This is a genomic window from Sinorhizobium chiapasense, assembly GCF_045277575.1.
GTDB lineage: Bacteria > Pseudomonadota > Alphaproteobacteria > Rhizobiales > Rhizobiaceae > Ensifer > Ensifer chiapasense_A.
On sequence record NZ_CP144206.1, the window covers coordinates 873,649 to 889,222 of the forward strand.

Below are 15,574 nucleotides of genomic sequence, written 5' to 3' on the forward strand. Positions count from 1 at the left end.
TATTGCGTGGGGGTGCGAGATGACCGCACATATGAATTTTGCAACGACCACCAAGATTCTCGTTCTTTCTGACGATGCGGCGGCGGCGAGTCTCATGCTCGATACGTTCGGGTCGCTGTCGCGTTACGAAGCGCGCCACATGGCGCTGAGCGCGCTTGGCGAGGCGGGACGAGTCGATCCGACACAGTTCAATCTGATCGTGCTCGACGTCGATTGTGGCGACATGCTCTGCCGCCCGGAGATTTTCGCGTTTCGTGCCAGTCATCGCAATATTCCGATGGTGATCGTTTCCGAGCTTCTGTCGGATGAATTGATGCGACCGCTGTTTCGGCTGAACGGTGACGACTGGCTGAAGAAGCCGCTCGAGCGCCGTGCACTGATCGAGATGATCTCGACCCATGCGCCAGGCGTCGGCGGCAACGAGAGCCGGGTTCATGCCGTCGTTGCTGCCGTCGGCGGCGCCGGGGCGAGTGTCATCTCCTCGTCGCTTGCCCATCTGTTGGCGCAGCCGACGAAAGGCGTCACGCCGCGTGTCGGTCTGTTCGATCTGGATTTCTCGTCCGGATCGCTCGGTTACTATCTCAACCTTCTCAACGACTACGATCTGAAGACCGTCATCGCCAATCCGGCGCGTGTCGATCTCGAATTCATCGATCTCGTGCGCAAGCGCCATGCCGGCGGCTTCACACTGCTGTCGTTCAAGCAGCCATCGGTGCTGTTGGAGGCGAAAGGGACCGAGTTGGTGCTACGCATGCTGGATGTTGCAGCCTTCGAGAGCGATCACCTGGTGATCGATGTGCCTTACTACGAAACGCCCTGGAAGAGCGATGTGCTGGCCTCGGTCAACAGTGTTTCCATTGTCACCGAAATGACGATCCCGGCGCTTCATCAGGCCAAGGATCTATACGTCGACCTTGTACGGCAGCGCGGCAGTGCCGACACGATCCAGGTGGTCATCAACAAGTATCATACCAGGCTCTTCAGCCTCGGGGTGCGTCGCGAGCAGGTGGACAAAGTGTTCAAGGATACGCACGCGCAGATCATCCCCTATGACTGGGACACGCTGAGCGAGGCGGTGAACCGCGGCGTTCTTCCCAACGAGGTCAATTCGCGCTCGCCCTTCTGTGGCGCCGTCGGCAAGCTCGGAGCTCTCGTCAGATGAGGGAACTCCTCCACGGCAGCAGTGGATCGGAGGACCGAAGCAGCGCCGGCTTCGGTCATGCCCGATATACGTGGGCCGTGTTGCTCTTGAGTGCGCTGGCGCTTGCGGCGGCTGCGACCGGAGCATTGGCGGGCGGGACGGTGCCGCGCAGTCTCGGGCCGAAAACGAGCACGATCGTAACGATCGAGAACAAATATCCGGCTGGCACGATCGTGGTCGGCAGTCAGCAGCGGACGCTCGATCTGGTCATTTCAGGCAACCGCGCGATCCGTTATCGGATCGGCGTCGGCCGCGACGGTTTCCGTTGGAGCGGCGTTGTGAAGGTGGGACGAAAAGCCGAATGGCCTGATTGGCGACCGCCAGCCGAGATGAAGGCGCGGGCACCGGAACTGCCGGCGCTTGTGCCTCCTGGTCCGTTCAACCCATTGGGCGCCCGCGGCATCTATCTCTACCGGGGGAGCGCCGACACGCTTTATCGCATTCACGGAACGAACGAGCAGTCCACGGTCGGGCAGTTCGCGTCCTCAGGCTGTTTCCGCATGAGCAATGCCGACATCATCGATCTCTACGAGCGGGTGACGGTCGGAGCAACGGTGATCGTCAAATAGTCGAAGAAGGTAGGAAGCAATGGCAACCGGGTTCATTGGACGTTTCTACAAGCAGCGGGATGAGGAGCTGAAGGAAGCCGCTGAACCCTCTCAGATGCCGGTTGCCGAAGCTGCCGTCGTGCCCGATCCCGAGGCTGCCGGCGCCGCGGCTAGCGCCAGGCTGGAGGAGTCTCTGGGGCTCGACATGGTTGCGGAGCGCGTCAATCTGCACCGCCATCTTCTCGATCGCATCAACCTCGGCATTCTCGACACGATGGACGAAGAGGAAATCGCCACCGAGATCAGGCCGCTCGTCAAGGACTACATTCGGCGCAACAATTTCCCGCTTAATGCCAAGGAAATCAACGACCTGATCCGCGATATCACCGACGAGATGCTCGGACTGGGGCCGATTGAGCCCTTGCTTGCCGATGACTCGATCGCCGATATCCTGATCAACGGCTACAACAGCGTTTATGTCGAAAGGCGTGGCAAGCTCGAAAGCACCGCGGTGCGTTTCAAGGACGAAGATCACCTGCTGAGGGTGATCAACAAGATCGTCTCCGCGGTCGGACGACGCGTCGATGAATCGACGCCGCTGGTCGATGCACGATTGAAGGATGGATCTCGTGTCAACGTCGCCATCAGACCAATCTCAGTCGACGGGCCGCTCGTCTCGATCCGCAAGTTCACGCGCAAGCCGCTGACGCTGGAGCGCCTGGTCGAGAATGGCGCCATGGCGAACGCCATGCGGATTCTGCTGAGCGCCGCTGTGAAAGGCCGGGTGTCGATGGTCGTCTCCGGCGGCACCGGCTCGGGCAAGACGACCCTGCTCAACGCCCTGTCGTCGCAGATCTCGGCCAAGGAGCGCCTGATCACCATCGAAGACGCGGCCGAATTGCAGCTGCAGCAGCCGCATGTCGGACGGCTGGAAACGAGGCCGCCGACGCTCGATGGCCGTAACGAAGTGCGCCAGCGCGAACTCCTCAAGAATGCCCTGCGCATGCGGCCCGATCGCATCATCGTCGGCGAAGTGCGCGGCGAAGAGGCCTTCGACATGCTGCAGGCGATGAACACCGGCCACGAAGGCTCGATGACGACCATTCACGCCAACACGCCGCGCGACGCCGTCGGCCGCCTTGAGCAGATGGTCGGCATGGCGGGCATGCCCATGTCGCAGCTCAGCATCCGCTCGCAGATCGCCTCGGCGATCACCATCATTGTTCAGGTCCAGCGCCTGAGCGACGGCAGCCGCAAAGTGGTGTCGATTTCCGAGATCACCGGCATGGAGGGCGAAGTCGTGCAGATGCAGGAAATCATGCGGTTCAGGCGAACGGCTACCGACGATAACGGCCGCATCCACGGCGAATTTCGGGCGACCGGCCTTCGACCCCGCTTCGTCGAGGAATTCGCGGAGCTCGGGATCGTGATCCCCGCGGCAATCTTCGATCCGGGAAAACCGTTGCAAACGGGGGCGATTGAACCATGACCTTGCTGCTCCTCTACGCTGCGGTCTTCATCGCTGCGCTGGTTTCCGTCGAGGCGCTGATGCGCAGCTACTTCCGGAAGTCCGAGCGGCAACGCGCCGTCAATCATCGGCTAAGCCTACTCGATGCGAGCGAGGACCACCTCAAGACTTACCGCGCGATGCTGAAGGAGCGCAGCGCCGACGAAGATTGGCGATCCATGCCGCTGGTTCAGCGCGCCCGGCAATTCTATGCTCAGTCCGGTATCAAGTTCGACGCGAAGCGTTTTGCGCTCTACGGAATCGTCGGCGCGGTACTGGTCTGGTTGGCCGCTCAATTCCTCATACCGAGTATCCTGGTCCGGATTCCCGTCTTCGTGCTAACCTGCCTGCTCGTCCCCATCATTGCCGTCTGGCGCATTCGGGCCAACCGGATTCGCAAGTTTACCCTCAAGCTTCCCGAGGCACTCGACGTTGCCAATCGCAGTCTATCTGCAGGTCATCCGCTGCCGGCCGCAATTTCCCTTGTAGCGCGCGAAATGCCAGATCCGGTCGGAACGGAATTTGGTCTGCTCTCTGATGAGCTGACCTATGGCACCACCTTGGACGATGCCCTCGTCAACCTCAGTCACCGTGTCGGGGCGGAAGACCTGAACCTGCTGGCAATTGCCTTGAGCGTGCAGGCGGGCACGGGTGGGAATCTGGTCGAAATCCTTCACAATCTTTCGAAGACCCTGCGTGATCGCACGATGCTGAAAGCCAAGGTCAAAGCGATTTCGTCGGAAGGGCGTATCACCGCGATTTTCATGTCGGTCTATCCGTTCCTTCTCTACGCAATGATCAAGGCGCTTGCGCCAACTTACTTCGACACGGTTTGGGCGAGCGGTCACGGCACGACCATTGTCATCGTGCTCATCTCCATCATGGCAGTCGGCAATATCATTCTCTACAAGATGATCAACTTCGAATACTGAGGTCGCCATGGGCGAGTACGGAATCTACATCGTCGTCTTTTTCGCGGTTCTGATTTTTTCCGCCGTTACGTCGGAGCTGATGTTTCGCAGACGCGAGGTTGGCGTCCGGTTGTCGGAGACGACCACAAAGCCAAGTGCCGACGATCTTCAACTCGGCGACGGTACGTTTGTCGATCTCGGCGAGGCCGAGAACCGACTGATCCGCCGCTATTTCGAAATCACGCGGCGGGATCAGAATGCCAACTCCACCCAGAACCGGCTGATCCGAGCCGGATATTTCGGCGCAAACGCCGTCACCGTGTTCCAGGTCGTGCGCGCGGTTGTTTGCGGCGCGGTCATGGTCGCTGCGGCCTGGTCCATGGACCGCTTCCTCCCACAGATGTCCAGGGCGGCAATTCTGCTGGTCGCGATGATCGCGACCGGCGCCACCTTCGTACTGGTGAACATCTACATCGACCGGCGCGGTGACGCCAAGGAGCGGGAATACCGGCGGCTGTTCCCCGACTTCATGGATATGTTGATCGTCTGTCTGGACGCCGGCATGAGCCTGGAGGCGGCAGCGAACCGCGTCGCCCGGGAGTTCGTCCAGAAGCGGCAGGATTTTGGTCTGCACCTTTCAATCATGATGCTGGAGGTCCGCGGTGGCCGACGCTTGCGCGAGGCTCTCGCGAATCTCGCGACGCGTTTACGGATTGACGAAGCGCGCGCGCTCGCCGTGCTCTTCCGCCAATCGGAAGAGCTTGGAACGAGCGTTACCCAGACGTTGCGTGTCTACAGCAAGGAAATGCGTGATGTTAGGATCGTGCGGGCCGAGGAGAAGGCCAATGCCCTGCCGATCAAGATGCTGTTACCGCTCGGCGCCTTCCTCTTTCCCGTCAGTCTCATCATCGTACTCGTCCCCATCGTCATTCGCGTCATCAACCTTCTCTCCGGGCTCCGCGCCGGTGGATAGGTAGGAGTGAGACTCCATGCAATATTCGCCCAGCCAGGACCGTGAGGACTTTGCACTCGCGCTCGACCCACGAATGCCGGTGGTGCCGTTGAGCATCGAAGAGACCGGACTGGAACTGTCCTTCCTGTTGCGGCTTGCCGCTAAATGTGCAACCGAGCAGGACACGGTTACAGCCTCGCATCTTTCCGACCGGATGAAGCTTTCGAAGGTGCTGACCAACCTTCTCATCAAGGAATTGGTGAAGCTGTCCTGTCTCGAAGCGCGGGGATTAGCGGGGGACGACGTCAAGTCCGACATCCGCTATGCCCTTTCGGCAAAGGGCTTGGAATATGCGCAGGCGGCCCAGCGACAGTCCGAGTATATCGGTCCGGCTCCCGTGTCACTCGACGCCTTCTGTCGCCAGATCGGCGTACAGTCGATCCATCACGAACGCGTCACTTCCGAGCGGCTTGTCCGGAGCCTGGACGGGCTGGTGTTGTCGCCGGCATTGGTCGAGAAGCTGGGACCGGCGGTCAATTCGGGCCGTTCCATCCTTTTCTACGGTCCGCCGGGCAACGGTAAGACGAGTATTGCCGAGCGGACCTCCGAACTTTTCATCCAGACGATCTGGGTGCCCTATGCTATCGAGGTCGGCGGCTACGTCATCAGTTTCTATGACGAGGCGACACATCAGGCCGTGCGAGAGCCGACGGCCAGACCGCATCCGAAGGCGGATCAACGGTGGGTGGAATGCCGGCGGCCGGTCATCAAGACGGGCGGCGAACTCACGCTCGAGCTGCTTGACCTGACCCACAACCCGGGATCCAACGTCTACGAAGCGCCGGTGCACCTGAAGGCTTCGGGTGGGGTCTTCATCATCGATGATTTCGGGCGCCAGCAGGACCGGCCGCAAGCGCTCATCAACCGCTGGATCGTGCCGCTCGAGCGTGGCTACGACTTTCTGACATTGCATACCGGCAAGAAGTTCAAGGTGCCCTTCGACGAGCTGGTCGTCTTTTCGACCAACATTCCGCCCCGGGAGCTTTCCGATGAAGCCGGCCTGCGACGCCTCAAATATAAGATATATGTGAATAACCCGTCGCGGGATGAATATGTTCGCATCTTCGAGTCCTATGCCCGCTCGGTCGCGATAAACTTGGCGCGTGATGATTTGCACGTTTTCTATGAGCGGAAGTACCGAGGGGATACGCTGGCGTCCTGTTACCACCCTAAATACCTCCTGGATTTTATCTCCTCTTATTGCGAGTTTAACGACCTGCCCAAGGTCGCGTCGCTGGAGATGCTTGAGCGGGCTTGGGGAGGGGTGTTCACATTGGATTGAGGCGGAAGACTGAGCCGTTACCGGCAGGGGGTAATGCCTATTAAGGAATATCTGAAATACTCGTGCAGGCCGGCCATCGGCGCAAAAACACAGAGCATGATCTAAAGCGAGTGCGGCCCAGCGATCACGTGGGGTCTAGGGGACAGGTAGAGTGAGGGCCGTGGCCCAGTTTGCTGACGGAGGAAATCGATGACGCATATTTCGAATGTCGGTGTCGAAATCGAGCCTGACGTCGAGTTGCGGCGCAGGGAGCACGGTGCGAAGGAGCCAAGCCGTTCGAGAACCATGCCGATCATCGCGCTGGGACTCATGTTGCTGCCGCTCAACACCGGCATCTTGCTTTACACCGCAAAGAATGCCGCGGACGTGCGCGAAAGCCGAGAAACGCTTTCTGCTCTCAAACGCTCGATCGACGGCCTGAAGCAGCAGATCAGCAAACAGGCCGTGAACATCGCCAGCGGGGCCAAGGCCGATGATATGGCGGCCGTTCGCAAATCCGTTGAGGAGTTGCAGAGGGATGTCGCCGACCTCGATGGCCGCGTAACCCCGAGCATGTTCGCATCCGGCGGTAGCATGATCATCAGCGCGCCTGGGAAAGAAGTAACCCAGCGCCTGTCACCGTCATCCTATTCGGTTTCCGCTCCGCAATCCGCTGTTGACGATGTCCTGGCCGCAGCCGATCCCCAGGGCGGCTCCATCGCCAACTTGCCGCGCTACGAGCGAACTGTCTCTGCGGATGGCAAGCTCGTTCTAAGAAAAGTGCGCTAAATTGAGCAGCCTTGACGTGGGTTCTCACCTGTAGCTTCTTCGATGAGGCGTCGAAGAAGCAATATTTGTCTCAATAGCAGCCCAGCGTCCTTCACTCGCAGAAGTGTACTGCCGACGCGTTCGTTCTTAGTAGAAACTCACGTAAGTGCGCTCACGCCCTGGCGATATGCGCCGGCGGACTGACCTGAGCGAACGGCGACAACCAGTTACCGCTGTGCGTACTTGACGCTGTTCTTCATCAATTCGAGATTCCTCGCCGTCGTCTCATTCGAGGGGTCGATCTCATATGCTTTCAGGAAATAGGTTCGAGCCCCGGGCAGGTCACCGCGCAGCAGGTGGGAATAGCCGATATTGTTGTAGTAGACGGCTGTGCCGCCGATCATCTTCGACAACTGCGCATAGGCGCGATCGGAAGTATCAAACCGGCCGATCATGTCGGACGAGGCCGCAAAGCCCAGCCATGCGGCAGGGTCTCGTGGAAAGACCTCGACCGCCCGTTTGTAGATCGCGTAGGACTTTCCGTAGTTCTTCTCCTGGAACTGGAGCTTGCCCGTAGTCACCAGTTCATCGTCTTTGTAGAAGGCAACCGCCGAATCATCGTTGAGAGTTTTCGCGCTATCGCCGTAGGCGGCGACATCGTCGAGTGCATCCGTTTGGCACCCTGCCAGCAACAGCACTCCTGCGAGCAGCGTAACGCGGCCTATTTGGCTCCGAGACATTTCCATTACATTCCCCCAATTGCGGGCATCCTAGCTCGCCTAGAAATGAGCTCACCGGAAATCTTCCAGAAAAATACCTAATAAAGATAGAATTGAAATTGGGAGTCGCAATAAAGAGACACATGCCGGCCGGCTGGCCCCATCGGCGTCCGGAAATCCGCCTTGCCGCCGAGATATTCAAGCGGTGGAACTGAGAGACACCAGCGGAAGGGCCCGTCAAGCAGCAAGATGTTCCGATTCGGTCGGCGAATCGCGTAAGCCTCGATTAAGCATCATCTTATATTGTCGTCTGATACGACCCAGATGGGGCCGGGGGCTGAAGGAATAGACCATGCGCGTTTTAGCTTTGACCGTCATTCGCCTTGGTCCCTGCGGAGCCTACATGGCGGCGGTCATCTCCCTTCTCAGCGTCGCGCTATTGTGCAGCACTCCGTCCAGCCCATTCGCATGGGCCGTGTACACAACTATGCTGCCGATGACGCGCACTCTCATACTCACGCTTGTGACCTCTTCCGATATGATCTTCTGGGGCGCGACCGTGGCGCTGCTTATCGCCGCCGCGGCCGGCGGCTATCTGGCAATCCGGCCGGAGCGATACCTGCGGCTGCGCTTCATTCATGCGCACGTGGCGCTCATAGCCTCGGGACTTGCGGTGCTCCAGATTTCACAAAACAGCGCGGGCCTCGCCAGTATTTCGTTTTCTCAACTTCCACCGGTTGGCTGGTCATTCGTCGACGGCTCGTCTGCGGCGTTCGCCTTGTTCGTCCTGATACTCCTGGCATGCCTCAGCGCTCACGTGGCGATCATCAACAGCATCCGCTCCGCTCGCCATTGCGCCAAATGAAATGGCGAGCTTGTTGAGGATGGTCCCCCTTTAACGAGAGTTCGCGGATTTCCCATTCAGCATTGAGGATCTCGCTGGCGCGTTGATCCGGTGCGGCGCAATCAAGCAGGCGGCACTTCGCAAGGGATCGCGGCGTGTCGTCTGATCTGCCGGCCGGAAAATTGTCTATTTTTACAGCTGCTGTAGGTTGATCAGCCGTTGCCCGACTTCAAGTCGGCATACTTGCGCGAAAGTTATTAAGAGCACGCATGGATTCACCATCAGTCATCAACGATTTTGCCTCGATCATCCAGACGTCTCTGGCGCCTGTTTTTCTGCTTGCCGGCACGGCTGGATTTGTCAGCGTCTATGCGACCCGCCTCGGCAGGGTCTCGGATCGGGTTAACGAGGTGGGGGAGAAAGACGGGGTCGGTGAAGCGCGGCGCATACAACTAGACTATCTGCGCCGGCGAACGCTTGCTCTTGAGATCGCGGTCGCCTTGGGGACCTTGGCCGCGATCTGCACCGGCTGTGCGATCCTGAACCTGCTTGCAGGTGCGCTCGAATTCGGGTTCCGCGAAGAAAATCTGTTCTGGTTCTTTGGCGGTGCGATCGTCTCGCTCATTGGTTCGCTTGTGGCATTCCTGTTTGAGATGCTCATCGCCGGGCGGAACATGCTGCGGCAAATGCGGATGGATCAGTCGAGTCTCGAGCGCGATTGAGGTTCGCAAGATCGTCAAGACAGGGAGAGCGCCCTGTGGCGCTTTGGGGGCCGTTCTTGAAGGTTGCATATCCCCAGTCGTATCAGCACTCGGATTATACGCGCGGCAACCGGTCTACGTGAGGGGCGAAGCGTCATTGGAAGGTTCTGGGCCTTGACCACGGCAATCGACGGTTGACTAAATATTAGAAACTGCGATTGAATGGCAGTAGGGGAAATCCGTAACGGTTATGCTCGATGGCGATGCTTCTTTCCTCGTTTCGCAGGACTGCCGCTGACTATGGGCTGGCCTATGTGATGCTGTTGGCGCACGTTGCGGCTATGGCGAGCCTGGCTTGGTATCTTGGTGTTGAGCCGCACTATCAAACAGCATCGCTCTACGCGGACTGGTCCTTTTCGGCGATTACAAGCATGGCATCGCTCTACATGCTGTGGACAGTGCTCAAAATGATCGCAAGAAGGGAAGAGCACCCAACGGCGGCGCTGAAAGCGCACATGGAAAAAGTTCTGCTCGGGAACGATAGACTGGCGCACGCAACGCATTCGACCGCAATCTTTTTCGCGATGATCGTTGTGTTCAGCACCGTCAAGTCGACGATTCCGGCGATCGTTCCATTCTCGTGGGATGAGGGCCTGATCCGGCTGGATCGGGCGTTGTTCGGTGGCGTGGATCCGTATGTCCTGACCAGCACGGTGTTCGGGAATGCATATGCTCTTATTGCCTTGAATTTCGTCTACAATCTTTGGATGGTAATTTTTACGTTATCGATGATCGTGGTTCCGTGGATCGGTAATCATGAGTTGCGGTTGCGGTACATCTTCACGATCCTACTGACCTGGTTCGTAGGCGGTAACATCTTGGCACTCCTGTTATCGTCGTCCGGGCCTTGCTTTGTGGAACTTCTTTATGGTGACGACACATACGCACCCTTGATGGCGCTGCTCAGGAACGTCGATGCCGACACCGGGATGGTCTGGGCGCTGATCGCGCAAGATACTCTTTGGGAGTCCTACACGCGCGGTGGTGGGGCGATCTCCGGTATTTCGGCAATGCCCAGCCTCCATGTCGCGGTTGCCGTGATCATGGCGTGTGTGACCTGGCAGCGAGGTGGCGTGTGTCGCAAGATTGGTTTGGGCTATGCCGTCACGATCTACATCGGTTCGATCCAGCTCGGTTGGCACTACGCGACCGACGGAATCATTGGGGGCGCCATAGCGCTCCTGTTTTGGAAAGCGTCTGCGTATTTGACTGACTGGTCTCTGTCCCGACGGCTCGATCCGGCTGAAGTAGTGAGAGGGATCTGACTATGTTTAGTCCTCAGGCACTTGTCAGCGCGTTGATTGCAGGTGCACGCCGAGATGCTGCGGTTGTATTGTTGTCGATTGCTTACTTACTTCTGGCATTTGTTGACCTTGAAATGACGGTTAGCACCTGGATTGGGTATTTCTTCGCTTCCTTGATGGGCCTAGTCGCAATAACTGCCCTATTCGCTGCAGGCGTTAGGGGTGGCTACCATGTTCTGGTCAATCGCATGGATCGGCCGATTACTGCGATCATCCGCGACATCCGCGGCGTATCATTCGCAACGGCTACGTCCTACCTTCCTGTTGCCCTCGCACAAGTGATCCTTACAAGCGTATTCTGGCCGTGGAAAACTCGCTTGCCGGCGTTCTCCTGGGACGCGACGCTGAGCGATCTTGATCGAATGCTTCACTTTGGTTGGCTTCCGTGGCAGTGGCTTCAGCCGGTCTTGGGCTATTGGCCGGTGACATTCCTGCTCAGCATGAACTACAGTATTTGGTTCATGGTGATGTGGACCTTTTGGATGACCCTTGCATTCAGCGAGCGGCCCCAACGCACTCCGTTTCTCATCGCTTTTGCTTTGCTGTGGATCCTTCTCGGTAGCGTACTGGCGACCGCGTTTGCATCAGCCGGCCCGTGTTTTTTCGGCAACCTCGGGCTTGGGGACAACCCGTATGCCGGTCTGATGTCCTATCTCAAGGCTGCTGACCAGAGCGCGCCGATCTTTGCTCTAGACGTCCAGGACCTGCTTTGGAGGGGGTACGCAGGTTCAGGCACCGAGATGGGCATTTCCGCCATGCCTAGCCTTCACAACGCCACGGCGCTCCTGATGGTCCTGGCTTCAAGAAGCCTTCACCCCGCCATACAATGGCTGCTCAAGATCCATTTTGTTCTGATATTTTTGGGGTCGATACACCTGGGCTGGCACTATGCCGTTGATGCTTACGTCTCCTATGCGGCAACACTAATGATCTGGTTCGGGATTGCATCGCGGTTCCAATCTCGTGCGCCGATACCGCACGTCGTTTTGGGTGCGCCCGAACCACAGGCGGCGGAACTTCCAGATTCATCAGCAGTTGTCTTCGTAAGAGGGATGAACATAGGAATGGATGAGCCGAAGGGCGGCGCGCCAGGGACTGCCAGCTAGCCCTGGTTCAGAGGCGCTTTGGGCGAACGCATACTGCGCGAATGGCTCGATCAACGGCCCGACCCGTGATGATGATGATCGCTGGCGGTATCGCGTCGCGCGATGTTTGGAGAGGTTGGGCGGTGTTGGCCGCCCATTTGTTTGACCGCCTTTCTTAAAGCGCGATGACGGCCTCGATCTCGACCTTTGCTCCCTTCGGAAGCGCCCTGACTTCGTAGCAGGCGCGTGCGGGGAATGGCTTGGAGAAAAAGCCGGCATAGACCTTGTTGATTTCGGCGAAATGGCTGAGATCGGTCAGAAGGACCGTTGTCTTGACGGTGTTGGCGAGGCTCGTGCCGGCAGCGGCCGCAATTGCGGCAAGGTTCTTGAGGCATTGTTCGGCCTGCGCGATCGCGTCGTCGGAGTTGAATTCTCCGGTCGCCGAATCGATCGGGAGCTGGCCGGAAACGAACAGCAGGTCGCCGACCTTGATCGCCTGGGAGAAGGGGCCGACGGCGCCCGGCGCGTCGTTCGTGTGAATTTCCTGGATCATGATCTGGTCCCTCGAAAGTGGTTGAACGGAGCCGCCTAAGCGTAGCGGGCGATTGCGAGATCGGTTGCATCGATCTCGGGCTTGCGGCCACTGACGAGATCGGCGATTACCCGGGCCGAACCGGAGCTCATCGTCCAGCCGAGCGTACCGTGACCGGTGTTGAGATAAAGACCCGCGACCTTCGTCGCACCGATGACGGGCGTGCCATCCGGCGTCATCGGGCGAAGGCCCGACCAGAAGCTGGCCTTAGACACGTCGCCGCCCGGGAAGAGGTCGGTGACGGAATGTTGGAGCGTGAGGCGGCGGGGTTCGCCGAGATCGTTGGTGTAGCCGGAGATTTCGGCCATGCCGCCAACGCGGATGCGATCTCCGAGCCGGGTAATGGCGATCTTGAAGGTCTCGTCCATGACTGTTGATTCCGGCGCGCGCGAGGCGTCGGTGATCGGGATCGTCAGCGAATAGCCTTTGACTGGATAGACCGGCAGACGGATACCGTGCGGTCTGACGAGGAGCGGCGAGAAGCTGCCAAGTGCCACGACGACGGCATCGGCCTGCAGCGTGCCGTGCGCGGTGACGGCGCCACGTACGTGGCCACCCTCGACATCGAGGCCGCGGATGATGCTGCCATAGTTGAAGCGAACGCCGAGCTCTTCCGCCTTTTTCGCGAGCGCGTTTGTGAACTTGAAGCAGTCGCCAGTCTCGTCCTTCGGCGTCAGCAGGCCGCCGACGATTTTGTCGCGCACATGCTTCAACGCCGGCTCGACGCGGATGCAGCCGTCGCGGTCGAGAACTTCGTAGGGAATGCCATCGGCGGCGAGCGCCTTGACGTCCTTGCCGGAAGCATCGAGCTGCTGCTGCGTGCGGAACAATTGCAGCGTTCCCTGCATGCGCTCATCATAGGCGATGCCGGTTTCAGCGCGCAGTGTGGCGAGCGAGATGCGGCTGTAATCCGCCAGGCGCAACATGCGGCTCTTGTTGATCGCATAGCGCTTGGAGGTGCAGTTGGAGAGCATCTTCACCATCCAGCACAACATCGCGGCATCGACCTTCGGGCGTAGGATCAGAGGCGCATGCTCCATGAACAGCCACTTCATAGCCTTCATCGGAATCCCGGGCGCGGCCCAGGGCGAGCAATAGCCGAAAGAGACTTCGCCGGCGTTGGCGAAGCTTGTCTCCAGGGCCGGGCCAGGCTGACGGTCGATGACCGTTACCTCATGTCCGGCCTTGGCAAGCTGGTAGGCCGACGTCACGCCGATGATGCCGGAGCCGAGAACGATAACTTTCATGATGTCCTCATGGGAGAAGAGAAGGGGTCAGCGGTATTGCCGCTCATAGCGTTGGCCGAGGCCGGTCAGGATTTCGTAGGCGATGGTGCCGGCGTCGCGGGCAATGTCTTCAAGCGTCTGGCTGGGGCCGAGTACTTCCACGAGGCTGCCGAGGTGCAGGCGATCTCGCGGCAGGGCGGAGATGTCGATGGTGATGCTGTCCATTGACACGCGGCCAACGATCGGCAGGCGAATGCCGTCGCAATAGACCGCGCCCCGGTCGCTCAGGCTTCGTGGCAGGCCATCGGCATAGCCGGCAGCAATGGTGGCCAGGCGGGTTTCTGCCACGGCAATATGAGTGCCGCTGTAACCGACGCGCGCGCCGGCAGGCACGGTGCGCGTCTGAACCACCGCAACATCGAGGCGCACGACTGCTTCCATCGGGTTCGGTCTGTCGGCGGCCGGTGCGCCGCCGTAAAGAGCGATGCCGGGCCGGGCAAGCACCCCGTGATAGGGCCTGCCGAGGAAGATGCCGCCCGAATTGGCGAAGCAGAGGTCATACTCGGGGAATTCAGCCGTGATGCGGTTCATCTCGGCAAGCTGGCTTCCGTTCTGTTCGCTCACTGGCTCGTCGGCGGAGGCGAGGTGACTCATGATGAACTGGACATCGACGCCAGAGCCCGCCTTCAGCACGCCGGCAACGGCTGCACGCTCTGCCGGTGGAACACCGAGACGGGACATGCCGGTATCGAATTGCAGTGCCGCCGGCAGCTTGCGGCCGAGCGCCTTCGCAGGCTCGCTCCAGCGCTGCAACTGCTCCATCGAATTGATGACCGGCACGATGCCGTGCTCAGCACAGGCAGCCTCATTGCCCGGCTGGAGGCCGTTCAACACATAGACCTTGGCGTCAGCGGTAAGCATTGGCTGCAGACGCAGGGCTTCGATGAACTGCGCGACGAAGAAGTGGCGGCAACCATGCTCGTAAAGCCTGGCGGCAATCCGGTCGGCACCGAGGCCGTAGGCGTCCGCCTTGACGACCGCCGCTGCGCGTGCAGGCGCTACCTCGGCCGCCAGCCGTTCATAGTTGCGAGCAAGGGTCGCAAGATCGATTGTCAGGTAGCCCGACGCGCCGCCCGTGGCGGTTGTCCTAGCCTGAATTTTTGCCTGTATCGCCCCGTCCATCTCAGCCTCCCCACGTTGGCGGGAGACTAGTGAAACGATCGTGAAATTTCCGAGGAAACAGTGATTGATCGTTGCGTGAAACCATGATCAGTGAAAGAAACGAAGGCGAATTGGAATGATCTGCTATGGCCGCACTTGACGCGATAGACCGCAATATCCTTCGGCTGCTTCGACTCGATGCCCGACGGAGCAATGCGAGCCTAGCCGCCGAAGTTGGCTTGTCGCCATCGGCCTGTCTCAGGCGCATAAAGCTGATGGAGCAGGCCGGTGTGATCCGGGGCTACACCGCGCTGGTAGATACATCCAACGTCGAAGCCACCATTGCCGTGATCATCAACATCACGCTCGATCGTCAGACCGAGGATTATCTCGACCGCTTCGAAGCCGCGATACGCAGGCACCCCGAAATAAAGGAGTGCTTCCTGATGACCGGCGGATCGGACTATCTTTTGCGCGTCGAAGTCGCCAATGCCGGTGAATTTGAACGTATTCACAAGGAAATCCTTTCGGCTCTTCCTGGAGTCTCACGGATACATTCGAGCTTTGCGATCCGTAACGTGCTCGCAACACGGGCCGGGACCAAGCGTTCGCTGCGACAGTAGAGCGGACGAGGCAGGGCACAGATTCCGCTTGCGCGTAGTGCACGCGTGTGC

Annotated in this window: 16 protein-coding genes; 12 read left to right on the top strand and 4 right to left on the bottom strand. The window is 59.3% G+C overall.

Translation table 11 applies throughout. The annotated features are described in order from the left end of the window. Window positions 1-19: 19 nt before the first annotated feature. The 7 genes from QM996_RS22845 to QM996_RS22875 all read left to right on the top strand — a co-directional run bounded on the left by QM996_RS22845 (window position 20) and on the right by QM996_RS22875 (window position 7,229). Complete coding sequence (locus QM996_RS22845) at window positions 20-1,162, top strand: pilus assembly protein (protein WP_334198321.1); 1,143 nt, start codon at window positions 20-22, stop codon at window positions 1,160-1,162. Beyond that, window positions 1,159-1,770, top strand: a complete 612-nt coding sequence (locus QM996_RS22850) for a L,D-transpeptidase (protein WP_334198322.1) — start codon at window positions 1,159-1,161, stop codon at window positions 1,768-1,770. Before QM996_RS22845 ends, QM996_RS22850 begins: the two co-directional genes overlap by 4 nt. A gap of 19 nt (window positions 1,771-1,789) precedes the next feature. Continuing rightward, the gene (locus tag QM996_RS22855) at window positions 1,790-3,238 is read left to right on the top strand and encodes a TadA family conjugal transfer-associated ATPase (protein ID WP_334198323.1); all 1,449 of its coding nucleotides are present in this window, start codon (window positions 1,790-1,792) and stop codon (window positions 3,236-3,238) included. After that, window positions 3,235-4,188, top strand: a complete 954-nt coding sequence (locus QM996_RS22860) for a type II secretion system F family protein (protein WP_334198324.1) — start codon at window positions 3,235-3,237, stop codon at window positions 4,186-4,188. Before QM996_RS22855 ends, QM996_RS22860 begins: the two co-directional genes overlap by 4 nt. A 7-nt stretch (window positions 4,189-4,195) precedes the next feature. After that, a complete protein-coding gene (locus QM996_RS22865; RefSeq protein ID WP_334198325.1) occupies window positions 4,196-5,140 on the top strand; it encodes a type II secretion system F family protein in 945 nt (314 codons plus the stop codon). 16 nt (window positions 5,141-5,156) lie between these two features. After that, entirely contained in the window at window positions 5,157-6,461 is a 1,305-nt protein-coding gene (locus QM996_RS22870; RefSeq protein WP_334198326.1) for a DUF8689 domain-containing protein, read from the top strand. A gap of 285 nt (window positions 6,462-6,746) precedes the next feature. Then, window positions 6,747-7,229 carry a hypothetical protein gene (locus QM996_RS22875; RefSeq protein ID WP_500270480.1) on the top strand — a complete coding sequence of 161 codons (483 nt, stop codon included), beginning with the start codon at window positions 6,747-6,749 and terminating at the stop codon, window positions 7,227-7,229. A gap of 206 nt (window positions 7,230-7,435) precedes the next feature. On the opposite strand, the gene QM996_RS22880 is transcribed toward QM996_RS22875, so the two are convergent. After that, the gene (locus tag QM996_RS22880; protein WP_246304480.1) at window positions 7,436-7,948 is read right to left on the bottom strand and encodes a tetratricopeptide repeat protein; all 513 of its coding nucleotides are present in this window, start codon (window positions 7,946-7,948) and stop codon (window positions 7,436-7,438) included. A 382-nt stretch (window positions 7,949-8,330) separates the two neighbouring features. Here QM996_RS22880 and QM996_RS22885 point away from each other — a divergent pair, with 382 nt between their 5' ends. The 4 genes from QM996_RS22885 to QM996_RS22900 all read left to right on the top strand — a co-directional run bounded on the left by QM996_RS22885 (window position 8,331) and on the right by QM996_RS22900 (window position 11,942). After that, on the top strand, window positions 8,331-8,792 hold the full coding sequence (locus QM996_RS22885) for a hypothetical protein (protein ID WP_334198328.1): 462 nt from the start codon (window positions 8,331-8,333) through the stop codon (window positions 8,790-8,792). Window positions 8,793-9,040: 248 nt separating this feature from the next. Next, window positions 9,041-9,493, top strand: a complete 453-nt coding sequence (locus QM996_RS22890; RefSeq protein WP_334198329.1) for a DUF2721 domain-containing protein — start codon at window positions 9,041-9,043, stop codon at window positions 9,491-9,493. A gap of 236 nt (window positions 9,494-9,729) precedes the next feature. Then, window positions 9,730-10,797, top strand: a complete 1,068-nt coding sequence (locus QM996_RS22895; protein ID WP_334198330.1) for a phosphatase PAP2 family protein — start codon at window positions 9,730-9,732, stop codon at window positions 10,795-10,797. 2 nt (window positions 10,798-10,799) lie between these two features. Next, window positions 10,800-11,942: a phosphatase PAP2 family protein gene (locus tag QM996_RS22900; RefSeq protein ID WP_334198331.1), complete on the top strand. Its 1,143-nt coding sequence runs from the start codon at window positions 10,800-10,802 to the stop codon at window positions 11,940-11,942. A 154-nt stretch (window positions 11,943-12,096) separates the two neighbouring features. Here the strand turns inward: QM996_RS22900 and QM996_RS22905 are convergent, their stop codons facing one another. The 3 genes from QM996_RS22905 to alr are packed head-to-tail and all read right to left on the bottom strand — an operon-like array spanning window position 12,097 to window position 14,921. Continuing rightward, window positions 12,097-12,474 carry a RidA family protein gene (locus QM996_RS22905; RefSeq protein ID WP_334198332.1) on the bottom strand — a complete coding sequence of 126 codons (378 nt, stop codon included), beginning with the start codon at window positions 12,472-12,474 and terminating at the stop codon, window positions 12,097-12,099. A 35-nt stretch (window positions 12,475-12,509) separates the two neighbouring features. Next, the gene (locus tag QM996_RS22910; RefSeq protein ID WP_334198333.1) at window positions 12,510-13,760 is read right to left on the bottom strand and encodes a D-amino acid dehydrogenase; all 1,251 of its coding nucleotides are present in this window, start codon (window positions 13,758-13,760) and stop codon (window positions 12,510-12,512) included. Window positions 13,761-13,787: 27 nt separating this feature from the next. Beyond that, a complete protein-coding gene (gene alr / locus QM996_RS22915) occupies window positions 13,788-14,921 on the bottom strand; it encodes an alanine racemase (protein ID WP_334198334.1) in 1,134 nt (377 codons plus the stop codon). Between the two features lie 125 nt (window positions 14,922-15,046). Between alr and QM996_RS22920 the strand changes: the two genes are divergently transcribed. Beyond that, a complete protein-coding gene (locus QM996_RS22920) occupies window positions 15,047-15,523 on the top strand; it encodes an Lrp/AsnC family transcriptional regulator (RefSeq protein ID WP_334198335.1) in 477 nt (158 codons plus the stop codon). Window positions 15,524-15,574 lie beyond the last annotated feature (51 nt).

Excerpts from the sequence above, each read along its gene's own strand:
- QM996_RS22910 (WP_334198333.1), bottom strand. The coding sequence starts at position 13,760 with ATGAAAGTTATCGTTCTCGGCTCCGGCATCATCGGCGTGACGTCGGCC.
- QM996_RS22855 (WP_334198323.1), top strand. The coding sequence starts at position 1,790 with ATGGCAACCGGGTTCATTGGACGTTTCTACAAGCAGCGGGATGAGGAG.
- QM996_RS22850 (WP_334198322.1), top strand. The coding sequence starts at position 1,159 with ATGAGGGAACTCCTCCACGGCAGCAGTGGATCGGAGGACCGAAGCAGC.
- QM996_RS22920 (WP_334198335.1), top strand. The coding sequence starts at position 15,047 with ATGGCCGCACTTGACGCGATAGACCGCAATATCCTTCGGCTGCTTCGA.
- QM996_RS22870 (WP_334198326.1), top strand. The coding sequence starts at position 5,157 with ATGCAATATTCGCCCAGCCAGGACCGTGAGGACTTTGCACTCGCGCTC.
- QM996_RS22895 (WP_334198330.1), top strand. The coding sequence starts at position 9,730 with ATGGCGATGCTTCTTTCCTCGTTTCGCAGGACTGCCGCTGACTATGGG.
- QM996_RS22905 (WP_334198332.1), bottom strand. The coding sequence starts at position 12,474 with ATGATCCAGGAAATTCACACGAACGACGCGCCGGGCGCCGTCGGCCCC.
- QM996_RS22880 (WP_246304480.1), bottom strand. The coding sequence starts at position 7,948 with ATGTCTCGGAGCCAAATAGGCCGCGTTACGCTGCTCGCAGGAGTGCTG.
- QM996_RS22885 (WP_334198328.1), top strand. The coding sequence starts at position 8,331 with ATGGCGGCGGTCATCTCCCTTCTCAGCGTCGCGCTATTGTGCAGCACT.
- QM996_RS22900 (WP_334198331.1), top strand. The coding sequence starts at position 10,800 with ATGTTTAGTCCTCAGGCACTTGTCAGCGCGTTGATTGCAGGTGCACGC.
- QM996_RS22875 (WP_500270480.1), top strand. The coding sequence starts at position 6,747 with ATGCCGATCATCGCGCTGGGACTCATGTTGCTGCCGCTCAACACCGGC.
- QM996_RS22860 (WP_334198324.1), top strand. The coding sequence starts at position 3,235 with ATGACCTTGCTGCTCCTCTACGCTGCGGTCTTCATCGCTGCGCTGGTT.
- QM996_RS22845 (WP_334198321.1), top strand. The coding sequence starts at position 20 with ATGACCGCACATATGAATTTTGCAACGACCACCAAGATTCTCGTTCTT.
- alr (WP_334198334.1), bottom strand. The coding sequence starts at position 14,921 with ATGGACGGGGCGATACAGGCAAAAATTCAGGCTAGGACAACCGCCACG.
- QM996_RS22890 (WP_334198329.1), top strand. The coding sequence starts at position 9,041 with ATGGATTCACCATCAGTCATCAACGATTTTGCCTCGATCATCCAGACG.
- QM996_RS22865 (WP_334198325.1), top strand. The coding sequence starts at position 4,196 with ATGGGCGAGTACGGAATCTACATCGTCGTCTTTTTCGCGGTTCTGATT.